The 26,626-nt window shown below is 72.5% G+C and carries 29 protein-coding genes; 7 read left to right on the top strand and 22 right to left on the bottom strand.

All coding sequences use genetic code 11. From position 1 onward, the window contains the following. Window positions 1-152: 152 nt before the first annotated feature. Entirely contained in the window at window positions 153-1,520 is a 1,368-nt protein-coding gene (locus tag KZQ38_RS00525; protein ID WP_219437261.1) for an FAD-binding oxidoreductase, read from the bottom strand. 128 nt (window positions 1,521-1,648) lie between these two features. On the opposite strand from KZQ38_RS00525, the gene KZQ38_RS00520 reads away from it, so the two are divergent. After that, window positions 1,649-2,317, top strand: a complete 669-nt coding sequence (locus KZQ38_RS00520; RefSeq protein WP_219437259.1) for a DedA family protein — start codon at window positions 1,649-1,651, stop codon at window positions 2,315-2,317. On the opposite strand, the gene KZQ38_RS00515 is transcribed toward KZQ38_RS00520, so the two are convergent. Together KZQ38_RS00515 and KZQ38_RS00510 are read right to left on the bottom strand one after the other, a co-directional pair. After that, complete coding sequence (locus tag KZQ38_RS00515) at window positions 2,314-2,934, bottom strand: nucleoside/nucleotide kinase family protein (protein WP_219437257.1); 621 nt, start codon at window positions 2,932-2,934, stop codon at window positions 2,314-2,316. The genes KZQ38_RS00520 and KZQ38_RS00515 overlap by 4 nt on opposite strands. Further along, a complete protein-coding gene (locus tag KZQ38_RS00510; protein WP_219439218.1) occupies window positions 2,931-3,755 on the bottom strand; it encodes a PfkB family carbohydrate kinase in 825 nt (274 codons plus the stop codon). The genes KZQ38_RS00515 and KZQ38_RS00510 overlap by 4 nt, the downstream gene beginning before the upstream one ends. A gap of 78 nt (window positions 3,756-3,833) precedes the next feature. On the opposite strand from KZQ38_RS00510, the gene KZQ38_RS00505 reads away from it, so the two are divergent. Further along, entirely contained in the window at window positions 3,834-4,790 is a 957-nt protein-coding gene (locus KZQ38_RS00505; RefSeq protein ID WP_219437255.1) for a LacI family DNA-binding transcriptional regulator, read from the top strand. A gap of 4 nt (window positions 4,791-4,794) precedes the next feature. On the opposite strand, the gene KZQ38_RS00500 is transcribed toward KZQ38_RS00505, so the two are convergent. From KZQ38_RS00500 to pyrE, 5 genes are all read right to left on the bottom strand, one after another. After that, entirely contained in the window at window positions 4,795-5,859 is a 1,065-nt protein-coding gene (locus KZQ38_RS00500; protein WP_219437253.1) for a glycoside hydrolase family 76 protein, read from the bottom strand. 25 nt (window positions 5,860-5,884) lie between these two features. Beyond that, window positions 5,885-6,580, bottom strand: coding sequence for a TrmH family RNA methyltransferase (locus tag KZQ38_RS00495; protein ID WP_308258179.1), 696 nt, complete (start codon window positions 6,578-6,580; stop codon window positions 5,885-5,887). Window positions 6,581-6,594: 14 nt separating this feature from the next. Continuing rightward, window positions 6,595-6,972 carry a DUF2784 domain-containing protein gene (locus tag KZQ38_RS00490; protein WP_219437251.1) on the bottom strand — a complete coding sequence of 126 codons (378 nt, stop codon included), beginning with the start codon at window positions 6,970-6,972 and terminating at the stop codon, window positions 6,595-6,597. A 76-nt stretch (window positions 6,973-7,048) separates the two neighbouring features. Next, complete coding sequence (locus KZQ38_RS00485) at window positions 7,049-7,735, bottom strand: hypothetical protein (RefSeq protein ID WP_219437249.1); 687 nt, start codon at window positions 7,733-7,735, stop codon at window positions 7,049-7,051. 3 nt (window positions 7,736-7,738) lie between these two features. Then, window positions 7,739-8,293, bottom strand: a complete 555-nt coding sequence (gene pyrE / locus KZQ38_RS00480) for an orotate phosphoribosyltransferase (protein WP_308258258.1) — start codon at window positions 8,291-8,293, stop codon at window positions 7,739-7,741. A 53-nt stretch (window positions 8,294-8,346) separates the two neighbouring features. On the opposite strand from pyrE, the gene KZQ38_RS00475 reads away from it, so the two are divergent. Next, window positions 8,347-8,913: a hypothetical protein gene (locus tag KZQ38_RS00475; RefSeq protein ID WP_219437245.1), complete on the top strand. Its 567-nt coding sequence runs from the start codon at window positions 8,347-8,349 to the stop codon at window positions 8,911-8,913. A gap of 1 nt (window position 8,914) precedes the next feature. Here KZQ38_RS00475 and KZQ38_RS00470 read toward each other — a convergent pair whose 3' ends face one another. The 6 genes from KZQ38_RS00470 to clpB all read right to left on the bottom strand — a co-directional run bounded on the left by KZQ38_RS00470 (window position 8,915) and on the right by clpB (window position 14,885). Then, window positions 8,915-9,346, bottom strand: a complete 432-nt coding sequence (locus tag KZQ38_RS00470; protein WP_219437243.1) for a hypothetical protein — start codon at window positions 9,344-9,346, stop codon at window positions 8,915-8,917. Next, window positions 9,343-10,275 carry a WXG100 family type VII secretion target gene (locus KZQ38_RS00465; protein ID WP_219437241.1) on the bottom strand — a complete coding sequence of 311 codons (933 nt, stop codon included), beginning with the start codon at window positions 10,273-10,275 and terminating at the stop codon, window positions 9,343-9,345. The genes KZQ38_RS00470 and KZQ38_RS00465 overlap by 4 nt, the downstream gene beginning before the upstream one ends. Continuing rightward, window positions 10,272-10,625, bottom strand: coding sequence for a hypothetical protein (locus KZQ38_RS00460; protein WP_219437239.1), 354 nt, complete (start codon window positions 10,623-10,625; stop codon window positions 10,272-10,274). The genes KZQ38_RS00465 and KZQ38_RS00460 overlap by 4 nt, the downstream gene beginning before the upstream one ends. An 87-nt stretch (window positions 10,626-10,712) precedes the next feature. Then, window positions 10,713-11,492 (bottom strand): SDR family NAD(P)-dependent oxidoreductase, encoded by a 780-nt coding sequence (locus KZQ38_RS00455; protein ID WP_219437237.1) that lies wholly within the window; start codon window positions 11,490-11,492, stop codon window positions 10,713-10,715. Next, on the bottom strand, window positions 11,489-12,184 hold the full coding sequence (locus KZQ38_RS00450; protein ID WP_308258178.1) for a TtfA family protein: 696 nt from the start codon (window positions 12,182-12,184) through the stop codon (window positions 11,489-11,491). Before KZQ38_RS00450 ends, KZQ38_RS00455 begins: the two co-directional genes overlap by 4 nt. Before the next feature lie 118 nt (window positions 12,185-12,302). Beyond that, the gene (gene clpB, locus KZQ38_RS00445) at window positions 12,303-14,885 is read right to left on the bottom strand and encodes an ATP-dependent chaperone ClpB (protein ID WP_219437235.1); all 2,583 of its coding nucleotides are present in this window, start codon (window positions 14,883-14,885) and stop codon (window positions 12,303-12,305) included. Window positions 14,886-15,053: 168 nt separating this feature from the next. Here clpB and KZQ38_RS00440 point away from each other — a divergent pair, with 168 nt between their 5' ends. The 3 genes from KZQ38_RS00440 (at window position 15,054) to KZQ38_RS00430 (ending at window position 17,429) form a co-directional block, all read left to right on the top strand. Then, the gene (locus KZQ38_RS00440; RefSeq protein WP_219437233.1) at window positions 15,054-15,431 is read left to right on the top strand and encodes a VOC family protein; all 378 of its coding nucleotides are present in this window, start codon (window positions 15,054-15,056) and stop codon (window positions 15,429-15,431) included. A gap of 53 nt (window positions 15,432-15,484) precedes the next feature. Then, complete coding sequence (locus KZQ38_RS00435) at window positions 15,485-15,865, top strand: VOC family protein (protein WP_219437231.1); 381 nt, start codon at window positions 15,485-15,487, stop codon at window positions 15,863-15,865. Between the two features lie 460 nt (window positions 15,866-16,325). Continuing rightward, on the top strand, window positions 16,326-17,429 hold the full coding sequence (locus KZQ38_RS00430; RefSeq protein WP_257900632.1) for an FAD-binding oxidoreductase: 1,104 nt from the start codon (window positions 16,326-16,328) through the stop codon (window positions 17,427-17,429). A 115-nt stretch (window positions 17,430-17,544) separates the two neighbouring features. On the opposite strand, the gene KZQ38_RS00425 is transcribed toward KZQ38_RS00430, so the two are convergent. The 8 genes from KZQ38_RS00425 to KZQ38_RS00390 all read right to left on the bottom strand — a co-directional run bounded on the left by KZQ38_RS00425 (window position 17,545) and on the right by KZQ38_RS00390 (window position 24,274). Further along, window positions 17,545-17,973 carry a heat shock protein transcriptional repressor HspR gene (locus KZQ38_RS00425; protein WP_219437227.1) on the bottom strand — a complete coding sequence of 143 codons (429 nt, stop codon included), beginning with the start codon at window positions 17,971-17,973 and terminating at the stop codon, window positions 17,545-17,547. Next, a complete protein-coding gene (gene dnaJ, locus KZQ38_RS00420; RefSeq protein WP_219437225.1) occupies window positions 17,970-19,142 on the bottom strand; it encodes a molecular chaperone DnaJ in 1,173 nt (390 codons plus the stop codon). Before dnaJ ends, KZQ38_RS00425 begins: the two co-directional genes overlap by 4 nt. Before the next feature lie 19 nt (window positions 19,143-19,161). Beyond that, window positions 19,162-19,809, bottom strand: a complete 648-nt coding sequence (grpE, locus tag KZQ38_RS00415; RefSeq protein WP_219437223.1) for a nucleotide exchange factor GrpE — start codon at window positions 19,807-19,809, stop codon at window positions 19,162-19,164. Continuing rightward, window positions 19,806-21,662 carry a molecular chaperone DnaK gene (dnaK, locus tag KZQ38_RS00410; RefSeq protein ID WP_219437221.1) on the bottom strand — a complete coding sequence of 619 codons (1,857 nt, stop codon included), beginning with the start codon at window positions 21,660-21,662 and terminating at the stop codon, window positions 19,806-19,808. The genes grpE and dnaK overlap by 4 nt, the downstream gene beginning before the upstream one ends. A gap of 263 nt (window positions 21,663-21,925) precedes the next feature. Continuing rightward, window positions 21,926-22,717, bottom strand: coding sequence for a DUF4097 family beta strand repeat-containing protein (locus tag KZQ38_RS00405; RefSeq protein WP_219437219.1), 792 nt, complete (start codon window positions 22,715-22,717; stop codon window positions 21,926-21,928). Window positions 22,718-22,828: 111 nt separating this feature from the next. After that, the gene (locus KZQ38_RS00400) at window positions 22,829-23,401 is read right to left on the bottom strand and encodes a hypothetical protein (protein WP_219437217.1); all 573 of its coding nucleotides are present in this window, start codon (window positions 23,399-23,401) and stop codon (window positions 22,829-22,831) included. A gap of 23 nt (window positions 23,402-23,424) precedes the next feature. Next, window positions 23,425-23,961, bottom strand: coding sequence for a TetR/AcrR family transcriptional regulator (locus KZQ38_RS00395; RefSeq protein ID WP_219437215.1), 537 nt, complete (start codon window positions 23,959-23,961; stop codon window positions 23,425-23,427). Next, entirely contained in the window at window positions 23,945-24,274 is a 330-nt protein-coding gene (locus tag KZQ38_RS00390) for a DMT family transporter (RefSeq protein ID WP_219437213.1), read from the bottom strand. The genes KZQ38_RS00395 and KZQ38_RS00390 overlap by 17 nt, the downstream gene beginning before the upstream one ends. A 129-nt stretch (window positions 24,275-24,403) precedes the next feature. On the opposite strand from KZQ38_RS00390, the gene KZQ38_RS00385 reads away from it, so the two are divergent. Then, window positions 24,404-26,602 (top strand): (Fe-S)-binding protein, encoded by a 2,199-nt coding sequence (locus tag KZQ38_RS00385; protein WP_257900547.1) that lies wholly within the window; start codon window positions 24,404-24,406, stop codon window positions 26,600-26,602. The last annotated feature ends 24 nt before the right edge of the window (window positions 26,603-26,626 follow it).

The raw sequence follows: 26,626 nt of genomic DNA, 5'->3' as shown, positions 1-26,626 counted from the left end.
CCGCCGCCCTCCCCGCACCAGCCGGGGCGATCCCGGAAGCCGCCGCCGCGAAACTTTCAGGAAGCCTGCCTGATAGTTACCGCCCAACCCGACCGCCGCCTTCGCCGCGCCGGCGGGGCGGTCCGGGTCGCGGTTCGGCTTGAGGACAACGCCTAGGCGAACATCGAGCCGGGGTTGAACAGGCCGGTCGGGTCCAGGGCGTGCTTGATCTCGCGGTGGACCCGGAGGCCGACCGGCCCGATCTCCTTCGCCAGCCACTCGCGCTTGATCTTCCCGACGCCGTGCTCACCCGTGATCGTCCCGCCCAGGGCCAACCCGAGCGCCAGGATCTCGTCGAACGCACGCCGGGCGCGGTCGAACTCGGCGGCCGACGACGGGTCGTACACGATCGTCGGGTGCATGTTGCCGTCACCCGCGTGGCCGACGACGGCGATCCGCAACCCCACGTCCGCGCTGATCCGCTCGCACCCGGTGATCAGCTCGGCGATCCGCGTCCGGGGCACGCACACGTCGTCGGTGAGCCACGCGCCGTAGACCTCCAACGCGGTCAGCACGGAGCGACGCGCGGTGAGCAGGTCACGGCCCTCGGCCAGGTCTTCGGTGACGTAGGTGAGGGACGCGCCCGCGTCCACGCACACCTGCTCCACCACGGCCAACTCACGCCGCGCCACCTCGCCACCCGCGTCGGACTGGCACACCAGCAACGCCTCGTCGGCGTTCAAATCCGTCTTCAGGTACCGCTCGACGGCCTCGATGGAAGCGCGGTCCATGATCTCCATCAGGGACGGCACCACGCCCTCGCGCACGACCCGCGCCACGGCCGCGCCCGCGTCGGCGGTCCGGTCGAACGACGCGACCAGGGTGGCCGGCGCCTGCGGCAGCGGGCGGAGCGCCAGGGTCGCCCGGGTGATCACGCCCAGCGTGCCCTCGCTGCCGACGAACAGCTTGGTCAGGTCGTACCCCGCGACGCCCTTGACGGTCCGCCGCCCGGTGCGGAGCAGTTCGCCGGACGCCAGCACGACTTCCAGGCCGAGCACCGAGTCCGTGGTGACGCCGTACTTGACGCAGCACAGCCCGCCCGCGTTGGTGGCCAGGTTGCCGCCGATCGTGCACCAGTCGTAGCTGGACGGGTCGGGCGGGTAGAACAGCCCGTGCTTCTCCACCGCGTCCCGCAGGTCGAGGTTCACCACGCCCGGCTCGACCACGGCCAGGCGGTTGTCCGGGTCGACCTCCAGGACGTGGTTCATCTTCGTGGTGACCAGCACCACGCAGCCCGCCACGGCGTTGGCCGCGCCGGACAGGCCGCTGCCCGCGCCGCGCGGCACGATGGGCACGCCGTGCGCGCCGCACGCCCGCACCACCGCCTGCACCTGCTCGGTGGACGTGGGCAGCACCACCGCCAGCGGCTGGTCGTGCGGTGCGAGCGGCATCATGTCGTGCCGGTAGGGGTACGTCACGTCGGGATCGGTGAGCACTGCCCCGTCGAGGGCCGCGCGCAATTCGGTGAGCAGGGCCTCCATGAACCCACGCTAGCGCTTCCAGACTCACCGTGACCGGGTGTTCACGGAGCGCACGGGCGACGAACGTTTCGGCAAGCGTTAGCCGGGAGTAGCCCTGTCCGCGGCACCCGCCCACGTAGGGTGGCACCGTGGTGTTGTCCGCATCGTCCGACGCTGTCGCGTTCGCCCCGCTGGAAACCGCCGGTCCGCTGGCCGTGTGGGTGATCACGCTGAGCTTCGTCTTCTTCGAGTGCGCGTTCATCTTCGGGTTGTTCCTGCCCGGCGACTCGCTGCTGTTCGCGGCCGGTGTGGTGCTCGCGCAGCACGACGGCGAGCTGAGCGCGTGGCTGCTGTCCGCGGCGGCGATGGTGGTGGCGGTGGTCGGCAACCAGATCGGCTACTACATCGGCCGGTACTCGGGCACCAAGCTGCTCGCGCGGCGTGGCGGCCGGGTGCTGAGCAAGGAGAACCTGGCGAAGGCACGCGACTTCCTCGACCGGCGTGGTTTCTGGGCGATCGTGCTGGCCCGCTGGATCCCGTGGGTGCGGACGCTGGCCCCGATGGTCGCGGGCGCGGCCCGGATGGACCCGCGCCGGTTCATGCTGGCCACCACCATCGGCGCGTTGGCCTGGGTGCCCACGCTGGTGCTGGCCGGCTACTACGGCGCGGGCCTGCTGAACTCCGTGCCGTGGCTCCAGACGGTGGCCGTGTGGGCGAGCGTGGCGTTCTTCGTGGTCGGCACCGCCTACGGCCTGTTCCGCTACCGGCAGGAGATGCGCAAGCCGGTCGAGGAGGAAGTGCCCACCGCAACCAACTAGTCGACCTCGGTGATCACCAGGTCGGCACCCGCGTGCGTGGCGTTCACCAGCCGGGCGTTGTGGTGGTCGGTCCCGTTGAGCACGCGTTCCCGCGCCTCCGCCGGTGAGCGCCCGAAGCGGACGTGGCGGTCGACCAGCCGGCGCACCCGCAGCTCCTCGTCCACGAGCAGGAACCACGCCTCGTCCAGCATCGGCCGCACCCGCCGCCACGAGCCGTGCGGCAGCAGCAGGTAGTTGCCCTCGGTGACGACCAGCGGCACGTCGGGCGGCACCGGCACGGCGCACGCCACCGGTTCCTCGATCTCCCGCCGGAACTCCGGCGCGTACACCACGTCCGGGCCACGTGCCCTGAGCCGGACCAGCAGGTCCGCGTAACCGGGGCCGTCGAACGTGTCCGGCGCGCCCTTGCGGTCGGCGATGCCCAGCCGCGCCAGCTCGCGCTGCGCGAGGTGGAACCCGTCCATCCCGACCAGTGCCGCGTCACCACCCAGCACGTCCACCAGCCGCCGCGCCAGGGTCGACTTGCCCGAGCCCGGCGCGCCGGCGATGCCGAGCAACCGCCGCTCGCCCGAGCCCGCCAGCACCCGCGCCCGCTCGACCAGGTCCGCGAACCTCATCCGCCCTCCCGCCACCGCGCCAGCTCCGCCACCCAGTCCCGGGCCGTGTTGCGCACCCGCACGCCGGCCGCGGCGTTCGCCCACCGGATCGCCGCCGCCACGCGCAGGCCGCGGGCCACCGCGACGGCCAGCGCGCCGTGCCACACGTCGCCCGCGCCGTTGGTGTCCCGCGCCGCCACCGCGGGCACCGGCACCCGCCCGGTCACCCCGCGCCGCGACCAGGTGACGGGCGCGGGACCGGCGGTGCGGACCACCAGCGGCACGCCGCGGGCGTGCAGCTCGGGTGCGGACAGCGGGAAGCCGGCCGCGCACGCGGCGACGTCCACCAGGGGCAGCAGGTCGTCCAGCACGGGCTTCCAGCTACCCGCGTCCAGCACCACGGGCACGCCCGCGGCACGCGCGAGCCGGGCGGCGGCCAACGCGAGCGGTCCGAGGTGGCCGTCCAGCAGCAGCACGTCGGCCGCGCGCACGTGACGGGCGTCCACCTCGCCGGTGGGCGTGAAGTCGGCCGCGTCACGGGACACGACGGTCCGCTCCCCGTCCCGCTCCCGCACCACGACCGCGCTCACCGGCGGGCCGCCGACGCCCAGGTCGTGCGCCTCGACACCGGCCAGCAGCTCCCGGGCCACCGGGCCGAACCGGTCGCCGAGCGCGGTGAGCAGCACCGCCCGGTGCCCGAGCGCGACGACGGCGCGGGCCGCGTTCGCCGCCGGGCCGCCCGGCGCGAGGTCCACGGCCAGCGACCGCACCTTCGCGCCGGGCGCGGGGAACTCGGCGACGACCTGGCTGACGTCCACCGTCGTCAGCCCGACGCACAGCACCGTCACCACGCCCGCGCACCTCCTAGCCGGTATCGTCGCCCGCAATCGCTTGCGCAAGGCGGAACGGGGACGGGTTCCATGGTCACCATGAAGGAGGTCGCCGCGCTGGCCGGCGTCTCCACCACCACGGTCTCACACGTGATCAACGAGACCAGGGCGGTCGCGGCGAGCACCCGCGAACGGGTGCTGAAGGCGATCGAGGAGACCGGCTACACGGGTGACGCGATCGCCCGTTCGCTGGTCACCGGTGGCACGAGGTCGCTCGGCCTGGCCGTGTCCCTGGTGTCGCACCCGTACTTCGCGGAGCTGATCGCGGCCATCGAGGGCGAGGCGACGCGGGCCGGGTACTCGCTGGTGCTGATCGACACCCGCGGCGAGGTGGAGTCGGAGCAGGCGGCGGTGCGGATGCTGCGGTCCCGGCGCGTGGACGGCGTGCTGCTCACGCCCACGTCGTCGTCGGCCGCGCTGCCCGAGCTGCGCCGGCTGGGCGTGCCGACGGTGCTGGTGGACCGGCTGACCGTGGCGCGGGACGTGGACCAGGTGGGGCCGGAGAACGTGCAGGCCACGTCGGCACTGGTGCGGCACCTCGCGGATCTCGGGCACCGGCGGATCGGGATGGTCACCGGCACGCCCGGCCTGGCCACCACCGACGAGCGCGTGCTCGGCTACCGCCTCGGCCTCGGTCGGGCGGGCATCGCGTGGGACGAGGAGCTGGTGGCCGACGCCCTGGACCCGCTGCTGGGCCGGGTGACCGGCGTCGTGGTGGGCGGCCACCAGCCGCTGGTGGACGTGCTGCGGACGGCTCGCGCGCGTGGCGTGCGGATCGGCGCGGACCTCGCGCTGGTGACCTACGACGAGGTGGAGTGGGCCGAGCTGGTCGACCCGCCGCTGACCACCGCGGCGCAGCCGGTGGAGGAGATCGGCCGCACGGCCGTGCGGCTGCTGCTGGCGCGGATCACCGACCCGGACCGCCCGCCGGAGACGCGTCGGCTCGCGCCCGCCCTGGTGCACCGCCGGTCCTGCGGTTGCGCGTGAGCGGTCACCCGCGTTCCAGCAGGGCGGCGGCTTCGAGCGCCATCCACCCGCCGAGCTGCACGGAGAGGTCCCGCTCGGGTCGGCGGCCGGTCGCGGCACGCGCGGGCTCCGCCCACTCGTGGCCGAACAGCGGCCCGCTGACCACCACGGCGCGGCCCGCCCACACCGCTTCCGCCGAGCGCAGGACGAGGTCCGCCGCCTTCGCGGCCTCCGGCCGGTCCAGCCGCAGGGCGGCCTGCGCCAGGTAGCGGGTGAGGATGCCGCTGAACAACCCGCCGTCGCCGCCGCCGTGCCCGCGCAGCACGCCGTCCACCGCGAGGTGCTTGTCCACCGCGGTGACGATCTCGGCCGCGAGGTCCGCGTACGGCGGGCCGAGTTCGACGCACGCGCCGAGCACGACGCCCTGGCAGTAGGTGTAGAAGTTCCGCTCGACCTCGCGGACCGAGCCGTCCGGGTGGACGTGCAGGCCGTCCCAGAACAGCCCGGTCTCCGGGTCGCGCAGGCAGTCCACCAGCCAGTCCACCCCCGCACGCGCCCGGTCGAGGTCGTCCGCGCCGCCCCCGGTCGCGGCGAGGCGGGCGAAGAAGATCGCCGCCGGACCGTTGGCGGGCACGTTCTTGAAGTCCTCGCCACGCCGCCACCAGATCCCGCCGCCGCCGTGGTCGGTCCACCCGGAGCGCAGGCGACGCGCGATGACGTCGACGGCACGTGGTTTCGCCACCCCCGCTCGCTCGGCGCGTTGCAGCGCGAGACCGAGCCACGCCACGTCGTCGTAGAAGTCGTTGGTCCAGCCGGTGAGGTTGCGCAGCCGGATGCCGCGCACCAGCCGCCGGACCCGGCCCAGCCGCGCGGCGGACGGCGCGCGGAGCTGGGCGTCCAGGAAGCAGTCCAGCAGGTGCGCCTGCCACCAGTAGTTGAACCGGACGTGCGCGCGACCGGGCCAGTCCACCGGCCAGCCCGCCGACCCGAGGACCGTGCCCGGCAGGCCCCACACCCGGCGCAGGTGGCGCGACTCGACCGCGCGCTCGGCCACACCCGCGCGCGCGGCGAGGAGCTTGGGGGTCGTCACGGGGCCAGCTTGCCCGCTTGACCGGTCAAGAAGCTCGGCGGAACAGCTCCCAGTGGTACAACGCCATCGCCACGCTGGTGGTCAGGTTGTAGCTGGACACCCCCGGTCGCATGGGCAGCGAGACGACCCGGTCGGCGGACGCGCGCACGGCGGCGGACAGGCCGTGGCGCTCGGAGCCGAACGCCAGCACCGCGTCGTCCGGGACGCGCGCGTGCCGCAGGTCCTCGCCGTCCGCGTCGAACGCGATCAGCTCGCCGGTCAGCTCCGCCGGGCCGGCCACCCGGCCGACGGGCACCGCGAAGTGCAGCCCGGCGCTCCCGCGCAGCACGGTGGGGTGCCACGGGTCCACGTCGCCGGTCGACACGACGCCGCGTGCGCCGAGCCCGGCCGCCACGCGCACCACCGCGCCGAAGTTGCCCAGGTTGCGCGGGTTGTCCAGCAGCACCAGGGGAGCGGTGCGCGGTGCGGCGGACCAGTGGGCGGCGGGCCGCTCGGCGAGCCCGCCGACGCCGGTCGGGTGGGCGCGGCCGACCACCGACGTGAACCCCGCCGCGTCCACCTCGCGTGCCCGGTCGGCGAAGAAGCCCACCAGGTCCGGCGCGTGGGACCGCGCGAGCGCGACCGCCGCGGCCCGGTCCAGCACGACCACCGGGTCCACCCGGCCGCCGAACCGCAACGCGTGCTTGACGGCGTGAAAGCCTTCCAGGACGACCCGTTCCACCACGTGGAGCGTAGTCACCGGTGCAGCGCGCGCGTGGCGGGCCCGGACCGGCGCCGCAGGTGGAGGCCGAGCCACGAGACGCCGACGGCGAGCGCCACCAGCAGTTGCACCAGCCCGGCAACCGACTCCGGGTACAGGACGCCGTCGACGTAGGTGTCGATGAACCCGTCGGTCAGCTCCGGTCGACCGGCGGCGGACCGCAGGGCGTTCTCCAGCCAGGTCAACGGGCAGGCCAGCGGGAACGTGATGACGAGCAGGCCCCACGCCGCCATGGCCAGGTGCGGGTAGAGCAGGCGGGGCCAGCGCCAGGCGAGGAAACCGCCGACCACGAGGAAGACCAGGACCCCGAAGTGGACCACCATGACCAGGTTGGCCAGCGCCGAGGCGACCATGAGGACCTCCCCTCCCCACCCCAGGGTAGGCGGGGTGGGGCGGGGGCGCGCGCGATATAACCCGCGATCCGGCCGGTCAGCCGCGGGGCAGCGCCTGCCACGGCACGCGGGCCGCGATGTCCGCCAGCAGGTCGGCCGCGGTGGTGAGCGGCGCCTGGAGGACCGAACCCGGCACGACCACCGCCAGGTTCTCCTCGTCGAACACGAGGGCCACGCCCACCGCGCGCGGGTCGTGCAGCAACGCCGCCGGCAGGCCCGAGCCGAGCAGGGCGGTCGCGAACGCCGGGTTCCGGCGCCGCACCTCGTACCGCGCGTCGAACGCCGGGTCGCCGGTGGCCGTGCTCTGCTCGAACAACCCCCACGCGTGGTCGTCGCGGGGGCTGATCAGCAACCACGGCCCCGGCACCGGCCGCGGCAGGACGACGACCGCGTACTCCGCGTACTCGCCCGTCGCCGGGTTGCGCAACAACACCTCGACGGCCAGCACGGGCACCCCGCGCCAGTGGCCGACGAGCTGGCAGCGCACCCGGTCGCGGTCGCCCTCCAGCATTCGGCCGAGCCGGGGCACGCGTTCCCCCAGACCCGGGTCACCGGCGACGAACCGCCAGCCGAGAGCCGTCTCCAGGGCACGCATCCGGTGCTCCCACTCGGTCGTGGGAGCCCGGTCGACGCCCGTGGCGTCCCTGCGCCGCCGCACCAGCCACACGGCGGCACCGACACCGCTGACCGCCACGAACACCAGCAACGGGACGAGGACGCCCATGGGTCAGGCCAGGCCGAGGTCGGCCAGGTCGAGCAGGTGGCGGTAGGGCAGGCCGGCCGCCTCGATCGCCTCGCGCGCACCGGTGTCGCGGTCGACGACGGTCGCGACGCCGACCACCGTCGCACCGGCCTCGCGCAACGCCGCCACGGCGGTCAGCACGCTGCCGCCGGTGGTGGAGGTGTCCTCCACGGCGAGCACGCGCTGGCCGGCCACCTCGATGCCCTCGATCCGCCGCTGCATCCCGTGCTCCTTGGCGGACTTGCGCACCACGAACGCGTCCAGCACGTCGCCCGCGCCCGCCGCGGCGTGCATCATCGCGCACGCCACCGGGTCCGCGCCGAGGGTCAGGCCGCCCGCCGCCACGTAGTCCCAGTCGGCGGTGAGCTGCCGCAGGAGCTTGCCGATCAGGGGGGCGGCGGCGTGGTGCAGCGTCGCCCGGCGCAGGTCGATGTAGTAGTCGGCCTCCGCGCCGGAGGACAACGTCACCTTGCCGTGCACCACGGCCAACTCGCTCACCAACCGGGCCAGTTCCGCCTTGGCTCCGGAGTCGAGAACCACTTCTGTTCGCACGGGTCCCAAGACTGTCATACGCGCCCGTACGCTGGCACACCGTGAACCTGTTCGGCACCGACACGCTGATCATCGAGCAGCCCTGGGGCACCGGCCGGCACCTCCTCGGCACCCGGTACCGGGTGGACGTCCACTCCGAGCACGACGTGCCGCTCGCGTCCGTCCGGGACCGGCGCGGCCTCGGTCCGCTGCGCGCGTTGTTGCGCACCACGGGTTTCTCCGGCCGGACGGCGTTCGACCTGGAGGTGGCGCACCTGGGTCAGCCGCTGCTGCTGGTGCGCAAGGGCGCGGGCAAGCCGCCGACGCGGGTGTCCCGCCCGGACGGCACGCCGCTCGGCGCGTTGCACAAGGAGAGCCGCACCCACTACGCGCTGCTGGACCCGACCGGGCAGCGGCTGTGCTACTTCGGCGACGTGGCCGCGTTCACGCAGGGCGCGATCGCCCGGCGCGACGGCGGGCGGGTGCGCCGGGACGTGCTGCGGCTGCGTCCCGGCGCGCCGGAGCCCGCGCGTGCGCTGGCGGTGGCGCTCGGCCTGGTGTTCGACGTGGTCCGGGGTGTCGGCACCAACCACACGGGTGGCGGCGGGTTCGACTTCTCGGTGGGGTGAGCTACCAGGCGTCCTCGGTGAACCCGCTGGGTTCGTCGTCGTCGCCGGCGCGACCCGCGCGCCGCGGGTTGCCCGCCGCGATGACGTCGTCCGGCTCGTTGCCCTCCTGGAGGGCGTTGTAGGCGCGCTTCAGCTCCGGCACGCCCGCCTGGAGCGCGCGCTGCACGCTCTCGTCGCCCGCGCGCTCACCGGACGCGATGTCCTGCCAGGACATCTCGCCCGCCTCGACGCGCCGGGCCAGGTCGCGCAGCTCGCGGGGCGCGGCGGAGCTGTTGGCGTAGCGGGAGATCTCGGCGAAGTCCGCTTCGGAGAGACCCTTGGCGCGCAACTGCACCTGCGCCGCCGCGCGGGAGGCCCGCTCCGCGTCGGCCATCCGCGCGTCGACGTCGGCGACCAGCGCCTCCAACCGCGCCCGGTCGTAGGGGAACGTCACTGCCCACCGCCCGTGCCGCTCGGGGCCGGCGCGGGTGCGCCCGTGCCACCGCCCGTGCCACCGCCGCCACCGCCCGTGCCACCGCCACCGGCACCACCCGCGCTGTACCGGCCGGTGCCGCCGATCGCGCCCTTCAGGCTCCAGCCGCCCATGGCGAGGCCGAACCCGCCGGACTTCACGGCGGACATGCCGTTGTCGTACTTCTGCTGACCGTCCTGCACGCCGTCCACGACGTCGAGCAGGTCGTTCACGTCCCGCACGTCCTTGAGCTTCGACAGCGCCGTGCCCATGGCGACGATGCCGTCGATCATGCCCTGGACGCCCTCGATGATCGTCTGGATGGAAATGATGATCTTGCGGATCGCGTCCACGATCTGGATGGCGTCGTACACCATCCACACCGCGCGGCCCCAGCCGACGACCGGGATCGGGGCCATCAGCACGGCTTCCATCAGCTTGGTGACCAGCTTGTCCAGCAGGGTCAGCGCGATCGAGGTCGCCGTGCGGCAGGTCGACGCCATCGACTGGAACTTGTTGCCGATGATCCGCGCCACCTGCGAGTCCGCCTCGATGGCGAGCACCCACATGGTGTTCATGCGCAGCTCGAACGCCTGCGCCGCGTCGCCCTCCCAGTGCGGCGCGAGTTGCTCGACGCCCTTGCCCACGTTGTGCCGCACCGAGTCCAGGGCCTTGGCCACCTGGTCCCACGCGTTGGCGTTGGCGTCGATCTTCTCGAAGTCGCCGAGCAGCGGGCTGATCAGCGACTCGATCAGGTTCTCGCCGGTGACCTTCTCGTAGATCCAGTTCACGCCCTGGATCTTCCAGCCGGCCTTCTCGATCAGCTCCTTGGTCGTCTGGCGACCGGGGCGGTCCTCGGCGGCGGCGCGCAACGCGACCGCGGGGTCCTCGACGTCGGCGTACGCGGTCACCGGCCACCACCGAGGGTGGGCACCTGCGCGGCGTCGGCGAGCTTCGCGAGCACCTGGTCCAGCACGCTCAACGCCGCCTCCTCGCCCTTGGCGTACAGGTCGGCGGCCTTGGCCAGGCCCTCGGCCTCCTTGGTCATCATCTGGTTGGCGAAGTCCAGCGTCTCGCCGTACAGGTTCGCGACCCCGGTGACGATCGGCTGGAGCAGCGACAGGATGCCGGTGAAGCCGGAGGTGTCACCGCCCTTGCTGACCGCGTGGTCCTTGATGGTCAGGAAGTGCTGCGCGTTGCGGGTCAGCAGTTCGCCGTACCCGTGCAACTCGGCAGGCTCGACCTTGAAGCCGTCACCCATGGGCGGTCCCCTCCTCCTCCGGTTCGGGGAGTGGGACGGACCCGGCGTCGGCGGGGTTCCCTCCCGGGGGTGAAATTTCCCGGTGCCTCAGGTACGGCCGCGCGCGCCCGCCGCGCGGGACGCGACCCGCCGCAGCAGCGACCTCGGCAGCAGTCGCGCGACCGCGGTGATCGCCTTGTACTGCCCGCCGGGGATGGACAGCAACCGGCCCGCGCGCAGGTCGGCGAGGCAGGTGTGCACCACCTGGTCGGCGTCCAGCCACAGGAAGCCCGGCGTCCCCGACATGTCGATCTTCGCGCGGGCGTGGAACTCGGTGCGCACGAAACCGGGGCACAGCGCCAGGACCCGCACGCCGGAACCCGCCGTCGCCTGCGCCATGCCCTCGGAGAACGCCGTCACCCACGCCTTGTCCGCGCTGTAGGTGGAACCGCGGCCGGGCAGGAAGCCCGCGACGCTGGACACGTTCACCACGTCGCCCTTGCCCCGCGCCACCATGCCGGGCAGCACGGCCCTGGTCAGCCGCAGCACGCTGGTCACGTTCACGTCGAGCTGGCCCTGGAGGTCCGCCGCGTCGGCGGTGAAGAACTCGCCGGAGATCGCGAAGCCCGCGTTGTTCACCAGCACGTCGAACGGGCGGCTCGCGAGCACGTCCGCCACCAGCTCCCGACCCGCCTCGGTGGACAGGTCGGCGGGCAGCGCCTCGACGGCCACGCCGTGCCGGTCGCGCAACGCCGCCGCGACGGACTCCAGCGCCTCCGCCGTGCGGGCGACCAGCACCAGGTCGTGCCCCTCGGCGGCCAGGCGGCGGGCGAACGCCGCGCCGAGACCGACCGTCGCGCCCGTGACCAGGGCCAGCGGCGGCGTCACGGCTTGCGCCCGAACTGCGGGCGGTGGACCTCGGCGCCGGCCTCGGCCTCCGGGTCGGCGTCGAACGGGTCGACCACGTCAGCCAGCTCCCCCAGGTCGCGCAGCAGTCGTTCCAAGCGGGCGGGTGTCGAGTTCGGCGGCGCCGCCGCGAGCACCCAGTCCTCCTCCAGCCAGACCACGGTGACGTCCGCGCCGATCTCCTCGGCGGCGTCCACCAGGTCGGGCGTGATCAGCTTGCGGGCGGCGGCCAGCTCGCCGACGAACGCGTACCGCGAGCCGACCGGTCCCAGCAGGTCGGGCATCTGGTCGCGCTGGAACGGCACGCTCGGCAGCCACAGCTCGACCACCACGCCGAGGGCGCGCCGGCACCGCACGCCGACCAGCACCGAGTTGACCTTGCCGCCGGTCTCGTGGTCCAGCACGTACACCTGGCGGCGGCCGTCCGCGGTGAACGTCGAGCCCGCCACCACGTCCTTCGCCACGCCCGTGCCGTAGTACGCGATCGCGCCGCTCTCCCAGCGGGTCGGCAGCACGTGGTCGGTCTCCTCGAACTGCCAGCCGCGCAACGCCGCCCACCGGCGCCGCTCGCGGTTACGCGCGGTTCGCTGCGCCCGGTCGGTGGCGAGCAGGGCGAACCCCGCGACGCCCGCGACGGCGGCGACGGTGAACCAGACCCACGCCGGTATGCCCACGGTCCCGAGGGTAGCGGTCCCCGGCCGACAAACGAAGATCACCAGCGGTGTGGCTCACGTGATCGGACCAACCCGTTACCGACCCGGCGGGGCGCGCCGGCCCCGCCGGGTCGGTCGGTCAGGCGCGGCCGACGATGAGGCCGGACTGGTCGTCCAGCACGTCCACCTTCACCACGTCGCCGTCACGCACCTCGCCGGCCAGCAGCTCCTTGGCGAGCTGGTCCCCGATGGACGACTGCACGAGCCGGCGCAGCGGGCGCGCGCCGTACACCGGGTCGAAACCGTTGAGGGCGAGCCAGTCCCGGGCGGCGGCGGTGACCTCCAGGGACAGCCGGCGCTGCGCGAGGCGTCGCGCCAACCGTCCGACCTGGATGTCCACGATGGACGTCAGCTCCTCGGTGGCCAGCGAGTGGAACACCACCACGTCGTCCAGCCGGTTCAGGAACTCCGGCTTGAAGTGCGCGCGCACCACGGCCATGACGGCGTCCGAGCGCTGCCGCTCGTCCAGGTTGACGTCCGCGATGGCCTGCGAGCCGAGGTTCGACGTCAGCACCAGGATGGTGTTGCGGAAGTCGACCGTGCGGCCCTGGCCGTCGGTGAGCCTGCCGTCGTCGAGCACCTGGAGCAGCACGTCGAACACGTCCGGGTGGGCCTTCTCCACCTCGTCCAGCAGCACGACGCTGTACGGCCGCCGGCGGACGCTCTCCGTGAGCTGGCCGCCCTGGTCGTAGCCGACGTAGCCGGGAGGCGCGCCGACCAGGCGGGCCACCGAGTGCTTCTCGGAGTATTCGCTCATGTCGATGCGGATCATCGCCCGCTCGTCGTCGAACAGGAACTCCGCCAGCGCCTTCGCCAGCTCCGTCTTGCCGACGCCGGTCGGGCCGAGGAACAGGAAGCTGCCGGTGGGCCGGTCCGGGTCCGCGACACCCGCGCGGGTGCGGCGGACGGCGTCGGACACCACGCGCACGGCCTCGGCCTGGCCCACGACGCGGCGGCCCAGCTCGTCCTCCATGCGCAGCAGCTTGGCGGTCTCGCCCTCCAGCAGGCGGCCGGCGGGGATGCCGGTCCACGCGGCGACCACGTCGGCCACGTCGTCCGGGCCGACCTCCTCCTTCAGCATCACGGCCGCGTCCTGGGTGCTCCGGGTCGCCTCCGCCAGGTCCTTCTCCAACGCCGGGATGCGGCCGTAACGCAGCTCGGCGGCGCGGCCGAGGTCGCCGTCCCGCTCGGCCCGCTCCGACTCGCCGCGCAGCTGCTCCAGCCGCTCCTTGAGGTCGCGGACCTTCTCGATGGAGCCCTTCTCGTTCTGCCAGCGCGCGGTCAGCGCGGCCAGCGCCTCCCGCTTCTCGGCGAGTTCGGCGCGCAACGCGGCCAGGCGCTCGCGGGACGCCTCGTCGGACTCCTTGGCCAGCGCCATCTCCTCGATCTCCAGGCGGCGCACGGCGCGTTCCACCTCGTCGATCTCCACCGGGCGCGAGTCGATCTCCATGCGCAGCCGGGACGCCGCCTCGTCCACCAGGTCGATGGCCTTGTCCGGCAGGAACCGGGCGGTGATGTAGCGGTCGGACAGCGTGGCCGCCGAGACCAGCGCCGCGTCGGTGATGCGCACGCCGTGGTGCACCTCGTAGCGGTCCTTGAGGCCGCGCAGGATGCCGATCGTGTCCTCCACGGACGGCTCGCCGACCAGGACCTGCTGGAAGCGGCGCTCCAGGGCCGGGTCCTTCTCCACGTGCTCGCGGTACTCGTCCAGGGTCGTCGCGCCGACCATGCGCAGCTCGCCGCGGGCGAGCATGGGCTTGATCATGTTGCCCGCGTCCATGGCGGAGTCGCCGGTCGCGCCCGCGCCGACGATGGTGTGCAGCTCGTCGATGAACGTGATCACCTGGCCCGCCGAGTCGGTGATCTCCTTGAGCACGGCCTTCAGCCGCTCCTCGAACTCGCCGCGGTACTTCGCGCCGGCCACCATCGCGCCCAGGTCGAGCGCCACCACCCGCTTGCCGCGCAGCGACTCGGGCACGTCGCCCGCCACGACCCGCTGGGCCAGGCCCTCCACGATCGCGGTCTTGCCGACACCGGGTTCGCCGATCAGCACCGGGTTGTTCTTGGTGCGGCGGGACAGCACCTGCACGACGCGGCGGATCTCGGCGTCGCGGCCGATCACCGGGTCCAGCTCGCCCTTGCGCGCCCGCTCGGTGAGGTCGACGCCGTACTTCTCCAGCGCCTGGTAGGTGCCCTCCGGGTCGGGGCTGGTGACGCGGGCCGAGCCGCGGACCTTCCCGAACGCCTCGCGCAACGCGTCGGGCGTCGCGCCGTGCCGCTTGAGCAGGTCGGCGACCTGGCCGCCGTGCTCGGCGAGCCCCACCAGCAGGTGCTCGGTGGACACGTACTCGTCGCCCATCTCGGTGGCCAGCTCCTGGGCGCGGCCCAGCACGCGGACGGCGTCGCGGGACAGCTGCGGCGCGGACACCGAGGACCCGCTCGCCGCCGGCAGGGCGCGGGCCAGCTGCTCCAGCTCCTTGTGCACCTGCTTGGGGTCGGCGCCCACGGCGGACAGCAGCGGCGCGGTCAGCCCGTCACCCTGGGCCAGGAGCGCGCCGAGGAGGTGGACCGAGCCCACGTCGGGGTTGCCCGCGATGGTCGCCGCCTGCACGGCGGCGGACACCGCCTGCTGGGTCTTCGTGGTCGGGTTGAAAGCGTCCATTCCTCACCTCGGTCGGTGGTTTGCGTGCGCTGCGTCCAGCGTGGCTCAGCAGCCGTCACCCCGCTCAACGTCAGAAAAGTTGAGCCTGTTCCGCTCAACTCCGCAACTCCGGTGTGTCGTGGCCCACTCCTTGACCTCGACCATCATGGAGGTTTTACCGTCGGTGACATGACCGTGAAGCTGAACCACACCATCGTCGCCGCCCGGGACGCGCGTGCCACGGCGGACTTCCTGGTCGACGTCTTCGGGTTCCGGCCCGCCGTCCGGGCGGACCCGTTCCTGTGCGTGGAGACCGACAACGAGGTCACGCTGGACGTGCTGGCGACGGCCGAGGAGATCGCGCCGCAGCACTACGCCTTCCTGGTGTCGGAGGAGGACTTCGACCGGATCTTCGGCCGCGTGCGGGACCGCGGCCTGACCTACTGGGCCGACCCGTTCCGCCACCGGGCCGGGGAGATCAACACCAACGACGGCGGCCGGGGCGTGTACTTCGACGACCCCAACGGGCACCGGCTGGAGATCATCACGGTCCCCTACGGCGGCTGAGCACGCGGTCAAATGAGGTGCGGAGGACGGGTGCGACCCGTGAACATCCGCGCATGACTTCTCTGGTGCACAACATCACCTTCGACTGCCGCGACCCGTACGCCCTGGCCGGGTTCTGGAGCCGGGTCACCGGGCAGCCGCTGTCCGCCGACGACCAGCCGGGCGACCCCGAGGCGGTGGTGGCCCTGCCGGGCGGACCCAACCTCCTGTTCATCCGCGTCCCGGAGTCGAAGTCGGTCAAGAACCGGCTGCACCTCGACCTCCAGCCCGACGTCACGCGGGACGAGGAGGTGCGGCGGTTGCTCGACCTCGGGGCGACCCAGGTGGACGACCAGCGGCGGCCGGACGGTACCGGCTGGGTCGTGCTCGCCGACCCGGAGGGCAACGAGTTCTGCGTGGAACGCAGCGCAGCGGAGCGGGCGGCGACCTCCTGACCGGGTCACCCACACGTCGCAGTCGGTTGTCCACACGGTGACGGCAGTTATCCACAATCCCCAGGTGTGAATCCACAGGCCGGGGGCGGTTGCCGCACCAGTGCGGACGCCCTCGGCCACTCGGGTGAGGCGCGGACATCACCGCAGGGCACGGCCTTGATCACCGATAAGTGGAGACCTGCTCAATGTCGTGGTACTGGTCGTGGGGAAAGTTCCACCGAAGGTGGGGCTAACCGTGACCAACCGTGAGCGCACTGCACTCAAAGGTGGCATCAAGGAGCCGGTGGGCCGGTCTACGGGTTAGCCTCCCTTCGTCGGGGATGGAAGCTTGACGAAGGACGCGGCAACTTCGCTGCGCCGCCAGACACGTGGAGACTGCGCCCGGACCATGACTGCCAACGCCGTGTTGAGCCCCATCCCCAGCCGTTCACACCGCGAGCCCCCGCCCGGCGTCACCGCGATGGTGCGCTCGATCCGGGAGAGCTGGGCGGTGGTGGAGCCGCGCTCCGACGAGGTCGCGAAGTTCTTCTACGGGATGCTCTTCAGCCTCGCGCCGTCCACCCGCGAGATGTTCCCCGCGAACATGGAGGTCCAGCGCAGCAGGCTGCTGCGCGCCCTGGTCCACTTCGTGCAGATGGTGGACCGGCCGGACGACCTCATCCCGTTCCTGCGCCAGCTCGGGCGCGACCACCGCAAGTTCGGCGTGGTCAACGCGAACTACGAGTCGGTCGGCACCGCCCTGCTGGCGGCCGTGAAGAAGTACGCGGGCCCGGTGTGGACGCCGCAGGTCGAGCTGGCCTGGGCCGAGGCGTACACCATCATGGCCCGCGCCATGCAGGAGGCGGCGGCGGCCGACGACGGTCCCGCGTACTGGCACGCGACCGTGCTGGACCACCAGCGGGTGGGCTGGGACCTGGCCGTCGTGCGGCTCCAGCCCGACCACCCCATCGGGTACCGGGCCGGGCAGTACGTGAGCGTGGAGACGCCCCAACGCGCGCGGCTGTGGCGGTACTACTCGCCCGCCAACGCGCCCCGCGAGGACGGCGTGATCGAGTTCCACGTCCGGTCCGTGGAGGGCGGGTGGGTGAGCCGGTCCGTGGTCGGGCACACGCAGCCCGGCGACGTGTGGCGCATCGGGCCGCCGATGGGCCGACTGCACGTCGACCGCGAGTCCGGCAGCGACGTGCTGATGATCGCGGGTGGCACGGGCGTGGCCCCGATGCACGCGATGATCGACGAACTGGCGCGGTGGGGCGAGAACCCGCGCGTGCACCTGTTCGTCGGCGGGCGCACCCGCGAAGACCTCTACGACCTGGACAACCTGCGCCGCGTCTCGGCGACGAACCCGTGGCTGACCGTCGTGCCGGTGCTGGACTCGGACCCCGGCGCGCGGGGCGTCGAGCACGGCACCCTCGCCGACGTGGTCACCCGCTACGGGGCGTGGGAGGGGCGGGACGTGCTGGTGTGCGGCTCACCGTCGATGATCCGCTCCACGGTGTCCCGGATGCTGGTCGCGGGCACGCCGCTGGACCGGATCAAGTACGACCCGTTCACGCTGGACTGACCGGCGCACCGCGGCCCGGCGTGCGGGCCGGGCGCGGAGCGCCGACCCGCGGCAACCCAACCAACCGGCCCGCGGCGCACCGCCGAGCCGGACCAACCCGGCCGGCGCGGCCAGGTCAGCGCTTGCGGTTGGGCTTCCAGACCACCAGGGACGTCTCGTGCCGGATCGGCACCAGGTCGCGGCGCAGCGACTTGTGCACCGACGCCGCCGCGTGCTCCGCCGCCGCGAGCGCGGAGGCGAGTTGTTCGGTCAGCTCCGCGACCCGGGCGCGCAGCGCGCCGACCTCGTTCTCCAGCTCGATGATCCGCTTGATGCCCGCCAGGTTCACGCCCTCCTCCTGGGAGAGCCGCTGCACCTCGCGCAGCACGACGATGTCGCGCATCGAGTACCTGCGCCCGCCACCCGACGTGCGACCCGGTGACACCAGGCCCATCCGGTCGTAGGAGCGCAGCGTCTGGGCGTGCAGGCCGGACAGCTGCGCCGCCACCGAGATGACGAAGAACGGGGTGTCCTCGTCCGTCCCGGGCGGGAACGGGAACGTCATGTCGACCTCTTCTCCACCAAGGCGTTGAGGTCCGCCCGCGGGTCGTGCCGGGCGGTCGCGGACGCGTACGCCTCCAGCGCCTCGCGCGCGTCGGCGTCCATGTTGTTCGGCACGGCCACCTGGAGCGTGATCAGCAGGTCGCCGACCTTGCCGTCGCGCTTCGCGATGCCCTTGCCCCTGGCCCGCAGCACCCGGCCGGACGCCGTGCCCGCGGGCACCTTCAAGGTCACCTTGCCGTCCAGCGTGGGCACGGTCAACGTGGTGCCCAGCGCCAGTTCGGGGAACGTCACCGGAACGGTGAGCGTCAGGTCGTCGCCCGACCGCCCGAACACCGGGTCCGGGTTGACGTGCACCCGCACGTACAGGTCGCCGTTGGGCCCGTTGTTGCGCCCCGGCTCGCCCTGCCCGGCCAGCCGGATGCGCTGGCCGTCGTCCACGCCCGCCGGGATGCGGATGGTCAGCGTCCGGGTCCTGGTGCTCACCCCGTCGCCACCGCACTCCGGGCACGGGTCGTCGATGATCCGGCCGGTGCCCCGGCAGTCCGCGCACGGCTCGGAGAACGCGAACGCGCCCTGGTTGCGGGTCACCAGGCCCGCGCCACCGCAGTTCGCGCAGGTGCGCGGCGAGGTGCCCGGCCGCGCGCCGCTGCCCGAGCACGTCGAGCAGGTGGCGGGGCTGGACAACCGCATCGGCACGGTCGCGCCGCGCACGGCCTCGGTGAAGTCGATGCGGACGTCGGTCTCGACGTCCTCACCACGCCGGGGCCGGGTCGCCGACGCCGCGCCCGCGCCACCGGCCCGGCGGTTGAACAACCCGCCGAGCAGGTCGCCGAGCCCACCGCCGACACCGCCGCCCGCCTGGCGGTTGAACAGGTCGCCGACGTCGAAACCGCCACCGCCCTGCCCGAACCCGCCGGGGAAGCCGCCGCCGCCCGCGAACAGGCGGCGGGCCTCGTCGTACTGCTTGCGCTTCGTGGCGTCCGACAGCACGCCGTACGCCTCGGAGACCGCCTTGAACCGCGCCTCGGCCTTGGCGTCACCGGGGTTGGCGTCGGGGTGCAGCTCCCGCGCCAACTTCCGGTACGCCTTCTTGACCTCGTCGGCCGAGGCGTCGGACGAGACGCCCAGCTCGCGGTAGAAGTCCTTGTCGATCCAGTCCCTCGCACTCACCGGACGTCCCCCCTTCCGCTCAGTCCTGCTGCTGCTCGGCGGCCGGCTCTTCCGCCGCCGGCTCGTGGTCGGTCACCGCCACCATCGCGGGCCGCAGCACGCGCTCGCCGAACCGGTAGCCGCGCCGCAGCACGGCCGTCACGGTCGGGCCGGACACGTCGGGCGACGTGTTGTGCTGCACGGCCTCGTGCACGGAGGGGTCGAACTCCTCGCCCTCGTGCCCGAACGGCTCCAGGCCGGTGCCGCGCAACGCGTTGACCAACTTGTCCGACACGGCCTTGAACGCACCCGTCAGGTCACCGTGGGCGGCGGCGCGCTCGATGTCGTCCAGCACGCCCAGCAGCTCGCCCGCGACCTGCGACTTGGCCGTCGCGACGACCAGCTCCCGGTCGCGCTCGACGCGCTTGCGGTAGTTGGCGTACTCGGCGGTGAGCCGCTGGAGGTCGGCCGTCCGCTCGTCGAGCTGGGCCTTCAGCTCGGCGGCCGGGTCGGGCTCGGGCGCGGCGTGCCGGCCGCCCTCCTCGGCCACCGGGGCGACGTCCTCGGCGGCCGGGGCCTCCGGCGCGTCGCCCGCCGCGGCGGGCGAACGCACCTCGCCCGTCTCCGGGTCGATGCGACGGCGGTCGTTGACCACCAGGTGCGGCTGCTCTTCGGGGGGTTGGGTCACTTCTTCTCGTCCTCGTCCACGATCTCGGCGTCCACCACGTCGTCGGCCTTCGCACCGCCGGCCGCACCGGGCTTGTCACCCGCGGGCGCGTCGCCGGCCGGCGCGGAGCCCGTGTTGGCGTACAGGGACTGACCGATCGCCTGCGACTCGGTGGCCAGCTTCTCCACCGCGGTGCGGACCTTGGCGATGTCGGTGCCCTTGAGCGCCTCGTTGGTCTCCTCCAGGGCGGCCTTGACCTTGTCCTTCACGTCGGCCGGGATCTTGTCGTCGTTCTCCTTGACGACCTTCTCCGTCTGGTAGACCAGCGTCTCGGCCTGGTTGCGGACCTCGGCCTCCTCGCGGCGGCGCTTGTCCTCCTCGGCGTGCGCCTCGGCGTCCTTGATCATCCGGTCGATGTCGTCCTTCGGCAGCGCCGAGCCGCCGGTGATCGTCATCCGCTGTTCCTTGCCGGTGCCCATGTCCTTCGCGGACACGTGCACGATGCCGTTCGCGTCGATGTCGAAGGTGACCTCGATCTGCGGGACACCGCGCGGCGCGGGCGGCAGGCCGGTCAGCTCGAACATGCCGAGCTTCTTGTTGTCCGCGGCGAAGTCGCGCTCGCCCTGGAACACCTGGATCTGCACGGACGGCTGGTTGTCGTCGGCCGTCGTGAAGATCTCGGACCGCTTGGTCGGAATGGTCGTGTTGCGCTCGATCAGCTTGGTCATCACGCCGCCCTTGGTCTCGATGCCCAGGGACAGCGGGGTGACGTCGAGCAGCAGGACGTCCTTGACCTCGCCCTTCAGCACACCGGCCTGGAGCGCCGCGCCGACCGCGACGACCTCGTCCGGGTTCACGCCCTTGTTCGGCTCGCGACCGCCGGTCAGCTCCTTGACCAGCTCGGCCACGGCGGGCATCCGGGTGGAGCCGCCGACCAGCACCACGTGGTCGATGTCGCCGACCGAGATGCCGGCGTCCTTGATCACGTTGTTGAACGGCGCGCGGGTGCGCTCCAGCAGGTCGTTGGTGATGCGCTGGAACTCGGCGCGGGACAGCGTCTCGTCCAGGAACAGCGGGTTCTTGTCCGCGTCGACCGTGATGTAGGGCAGGTTGATGGTGGCCTGCGACGAGCTGGACAGCTCGATCTTGGCCTTCTCGGCGGCCTCGCGGATCCGCTGGAGGGCCATCTTGTCCTTGGTCAGGTCGATGCCGTTGGACTGCTTGAAGCGCTCGACCAGCCAGTCGACGATGCGCTGGTCCCAGTCGTCGCCGCCCAGGTGGTTGTCACCCGAGGTGGCGCGCACCTCGACCACGCCGTCGCCCAGCTCCAGCAGCGAGACGTCGAACGTGCCGCCACCGAGGTCGAAGACCAGGATGGTCTGCTCCTTCTCGCCCTTGTCCAGGCCGTAGGCCAGGGCGGCGGAGGTGGGCTCGTTGACGATGCGGAGCACGTTCAGGCCCGCGATCTGGCCGGCCTCCTTGGTGGCCTGGCGCTGCGCGTCCTCGAAGTAGGCGGGCACGGTGATCACCGCGTCGGTGATCTCCTCGCCCAGGTACGCCTCGGCGTCGCGCTTGAGCTTCATCAGCACGCGCGCGGAGATCTCCTGCGGCGTGTACTTCTTGCCGTCGATCTCGTCGGTGGTCCAGGTCGTGCCGATGTGCCGCTTCACCGACCGGATGGTCCGGTCGACGTTGGTCACCGCCTGGTTCTTGGCGGGCTGACCGACGAGCACCTCGCCGTTCTTGGCGAAGGCCACGATGGACGGGGTCGTCCGCGAACCCTCGGAGTTGGCGATGACCGTCGGCTCGCCACCTTCGAGAACCGCGACGACGGAGTTGGTCGTCCCCAGGTCGATGCCGACCGCTCGCGCCATTGGGATTCCTCCTGGTAGTGCGTTCGTTGGACCCCGCGTTGAGCGGCGTCCGCTCAAGTTTGCCAGGGTTTGCGGACTTGAGTCCACTCGGCTCAAGCTTCCTGCCAGTCCAACGAACGGCCGGTGCACCGTGTTCCCGGCAGGGCGTGATCCGCGCCACCTCCAGTACACCGACCGCGGCGCGGGACTGCGACCCGTGCACGACCAGGCCCCGACCGGCCACCCGTTGAGGTGGCGGTCGGGGCCGGTGGTTCCGGGCCGCGTCAGGCGGCGGAACTCAACGCCACGTCGCCGCTGCCGGACCGGAGGACCAGCTCCGCGCTCGCGCCCGGGTCGCTGACCAGGTCGCTCTTCCGGACGTCGCCGCTGCCCGAGGACACCTCGACGCGGTAGCCGCCGCGCGGCACCCGCACGGTGAGGTTGCCGGAACCGGTCTCGGCGCGGACCGACTGCACGGCGGCCAGCTCGACGTCGACGTCGCCGGAGCTGTTGTCGACGCGCACCGGACCACGCACCTTCGCCAGGCGGGCACCGCCGGAACCCAGCCGGGCGGTGACGCCCTCGCCGACATCGGTCACGGTGACGTCGCCGGAGCCGCTGTCCAGGCTGACCGGGCCGGACACGTTGCGCACGACCAGGTCACCCGAGCCCACCTCGACCTCGACGCTCGCCACGCCCTCCAGGGTGACGTCGCCGGAGCCGTTGTCGCCCACCACCTTCACGCCCAGGGTCGGCACGGTGACCTCGTAGTTCACCGAGCACCGCCGCCCGCAGCCGTCGAGCACGAGGGTGTCGCCCTCCACCCGGTGCGTCACGCCCCTCGGCTCGTCGGTCCCCTTGGGGTACTCGACCACGCGCTTGACCTCCGTGGTGGTCACACCCTCCGAACCACGCAGACGGACGTCACCCGCGCCGTTGTGGATGCGCACGGTGGACACCTTCTCCGTCACCTCGTGCCGGTCGTTGAAGGTGTTCTCCACAAAACTCACGCACGACGAGAGCGAGCCCGTCGCGAGCACCGCCGCGACGGCCGCCAACGCGATCCGCTTCCCCACCGCTGCCCCCTCAGGCATCAAGGTCATTGCCACCAAACTAGGTGGCGCGACCCGACCGGCCCACCGGGGAGGCCCCCGAGCGGATGCGGGGGCTGGCCCTACCCCGGGCGGTCAGGCCAGCGACTCGACGACCGCGCGCAGGGCGGGCGCGCTGCGCGCGGGGTCGCCGAGGAAGCGCTCGGACGCGATCACGTGCGACGCGGTCATCCGCTCCCACACCAGGCCCTGCACCGGGACGACGGTGATCACCAGCCGGAACGGCTTCACGTACCGGCCGAGGTGGTTCTCCACGCCGCGCACCACCTCGCCGATCGGCAGCGCGCCCGGCGAGCGGGCCGCGTGCGCCCGGTCGTACTCGGCCGCCGCCGGCCGCAACGCGATCACCGCCGCGCGCAGCGACGGCCGGATCGCGAGCGACGGCCCGGACGGGTCGATCGGCGAGCCCGCGGGCAGCTCGGTCCGGGCGTGGTCCAGGACGTCGGCCCACCAGCCCAGCCACTCCTCGGCCGCGCCGGACCGGTCGACGCCGGTCGGCACCCGCACCGGCACCGAGGGGTCCAGGCCCGGCAGCTCCGGCACGGTGTCGACCGACAGCGCCAGCGTGTCCCGCAGGAACAGGGCGGTGTTGACCGTCTGATTCGTCCCGTGCGACACCTGCCACGACTCACGTCCGGCGAACCTCATGCGACCAGTGTCCCGCGTGAAGGTCATCGTGACGGCATCAGAAGGGACACGACCGGTTCCAGTTGTTCGGCGGTCGGCGGGTGCTCGGCGATCAGGCCCTGGACGAGCAGCCCGTCGAGCGCGGCGACGAAGCCGAGGAACGCGGCGGGCTGCATGGTCCCGAACACCGACGACAGCAGCGTGATCCACCGCCGCGCCGCCGGCCGCAGCTCGGGCCGCCGCGCGGCCAGCAGGTACAGCTCGTACTCGGCGAGCGTGCGCCCGCGGTGGGGACCGACGGCCTCGGCGAGGAACCGGGCCACGGAGCCGGGCGTCGGCTTCACCGCGCCGAAGCCGAGGGCCATCTCGCGGGCGGACCAGGTCAGCGTGGCGACCAGCAGGTCGTCCAGCGTGGCGAAGTAGTAGGTGGTCGCGGACACCGGCAGCTCCGCCTCCCGCGCCACGGACCGGTGCGACACGCCCGCCACGCCGTCCCGCTCGATCACCCGGAGGGTGGCCGCGAGCAGGGCGCGCCGGCGGCGCTCGCCGCGGGCGCGCCTGCCGTCAGCCGGCGGACGCACTGCCCAGCTCGATCGCCACGACGCCCAGCACCACGAGCACCAGCCCGCCGATCATCAGCGGGTTGAGCCGTTCGCCGAACAACACCACGCCGGCCGCCGCGACGGCCGCGATGCCGAACGCGCACCAGATCGCGTAGGCCACCCCGATCGGCATACCCAGCTTGAGCACGAAACCGAGGGACGTGAACGCCACGAGGTACCCGACGACGACCACCACGACCGGCCACGGCTTCGTGAACCCGTCGGAGATCTTGAGCGAGAGGGTCGCCGCCACCTCGCCCGCGATCGCCAGCGCGAGCAGCAGGTACACCACCGGAGCGCCTCCAACTCCTAGAACACCCGTCCCACTAGTTTATGTGATCGGCCACGCCCAGGTGGTTACCCATGAGTAATCCGGCGTAGTCTCCCCAGCCAGGAGAACGGACGAGAAAGGCCGCCACCCATGGGAGCCCTCCAGCTCACCCTCGGCGCCGTCGGCGTCGCCGCCAGCGTGTTCGCCTGGGGCCTGTTCGTGGCCGGCGTGGTCCGGATGATCAGGATCATCCGGCTCGGCCAGCCCGACGCCACGCGCAACGGCCCGTTCGTGCCGAGGTTGCGCAACCTGGTCGTGGAGTTCGTCGCGCACACCCGGATGGCCAAGTTCCGCAACGTCGCCCCCTGGCACTGGATGGTGATGTGGGGCTTCCTCATCGGGTCCGCGGTGTTGTTCGAGGCGTACGGCGAGGTGTTCTACCCCGCCTTCCACTGGCCCGTCATCGGCGCGTGGTCCGGCTGGGCGCTGCTGGTCGAGCTGCTCGGCCTCGGCACCGTGGTCGGCGGCGTGGCACTGGCGGTCATCCGCCAGCTCAACCACCCGCGCCGGGCCGACCGCGTGTCCCGGTTCGCCGGCTCGGACTTCAAGGCCGCCTACTTCGTCGAGGCGGTCGTGATCATCGAGGGTCTGGGCATCCTCGGCGTGAAGGCGTTCAAGCTGTCCTCCGGCCTGGAGGACATGCCGCTGTGGTCGTCGTTCGTCACCCTGCCGCTGAGCCACGTCCTCCCGGACAACCCCGACTGGGTGTCCGTCATGGCCGTCATCAAGCTGCTGTCCGGCATGATCTGGCTGACCGTCGTCGGCCGGAACCTCACCATGGGCGTCGCGTGGCACCGGTTCAGCGCGTTCTTCAACATCTACTTCAAGCGCGAGGACGATGGCGGCGTCGCGCTTGGCGCGCTCAAGCCGATGATGAGCGGCGGCAAGGTCCTCGACCTGGAGGAGGCCGACCCCGACAAGGACGTGTTCGGCGTCGGCAAGGTGGAAGACTTCTCCTGGAAGGGTTGGCTGGACTTCAGCACGTGCACCGAGTGCGGGCGCTGCCAGTCGCAGTGCCCCGCGTGGAACACCGGCAAGCCGCTGTCCCCGAAGCTGCTCATCACGCAGTTGCGCGACCACGCGTTCGCGAAGGCCCCGTACCTGCTCGCGGGCGGCAGCAAGGACATGGCGGGCGACGAGGTCGGCCTGACCGAGGACAAGTACGAGGACTACAAGAAGCGCCTGGAGTCCATCGACGTGCTGGCGATGGCGGAGTCCGAGCGCCCGCTGGTCGGCGGCGCCGGGGAGATGGGCGTCATCGACCCCGACGTGCTGTGGTCGTGCACCACGTGCGGCGCGTGCGTCGAGCAGTGCCCGGTGGACATCGAGCACGTGGACCACATCGTCGACATGCGCCGCTACCAGGTGCTGATCGAGTCGAACTTCCCGTCCGAGCTGGGCGGCATGTTCAAGAACCTGGAGAACAAGGGCAACCCGTGGGGCCAGAACGCCAAGGACCGCCTCGCGTGGACCGAGGGCCTGGAGTTCGACGTGCCGGTGTTCGACGGCGAGCTGGGCGACGCGGAGTACCTGTTCTGGGTCGGCTGCGCGGGCGCGTTCGAGGACCGCGCGAAGAAGACCACGCGGGCCGTGGCCGAGCTGCTGCACACGGCGGGCGTCTCGTACACCGTGCTCGGCCCGGAGGAGACCTGCACCGGCGACCCGGCGCGGCGCGCGGGCAACGAGTTCCTGTTCCAGATGCTCGCGCAGCAGAACGTCGAGGTGCTGAACTCGGTGTTCGAGGGCCGCGAGCCCGGCCGCCGCAAGATCGTCGTCACCTGCGCGCACTGCTTCAACACGCTGGCCAAGGAGTACCCGCAGGTCGGCGGCCAGTACGAGGTCGTGCACCACACGCAGCTGCTGAACCGCCTGGTGCGTGAGCGCCGCCTGGTGCCGGTCGCCGAGGTCACCGAGGACGTCACCTACCACGACCCGTGCTACCTGGGCCGCCACAACAAGGTCTACGAGGCGCCGCGCGAGCTGGTCGGCGCGTCCGGCGCGACGCTGCGCGAGATGCCCCGCCACGGCGACCGCTCCATGTGCTGCGGCGCGGGCGGCGCGCGGATGTGGATGGAGGAGCGGATCGGCAAGCGCATCAACGTCGACCGCGTGGACGAGGCGCTGGGCACCGCGCCGTCGAAGATCGCGACCGGCTGCCCGTTCTGCCGCGTGATGCTCACCGACGGCGTGACCGCCCGGCAGAACGAGGGCCGGGCCGCGTCGCACGTCGAGGTCGTGGACGTCGCGCAGCTCCTGCTCGCCGCGGTGAAGCGAGGTCAGGCCGGCTGAGCCCGGTCGTGCGTGAAGGCCCCC

Origin of the sequence: Saccharothrix obliqua (assembly GCF_019375475.1) — a bacterium.
Classification (GTDB): domain Bacteria; phylum Actinomycetota; class Actinomycetes; order Mycobacteriales; family Pseudonocardiaceae; genus Actinosynnema; species Actinosynnema obliqua.
This window is presented reverse-complemented; position numbering and strand designations above follow the sequence as displayed.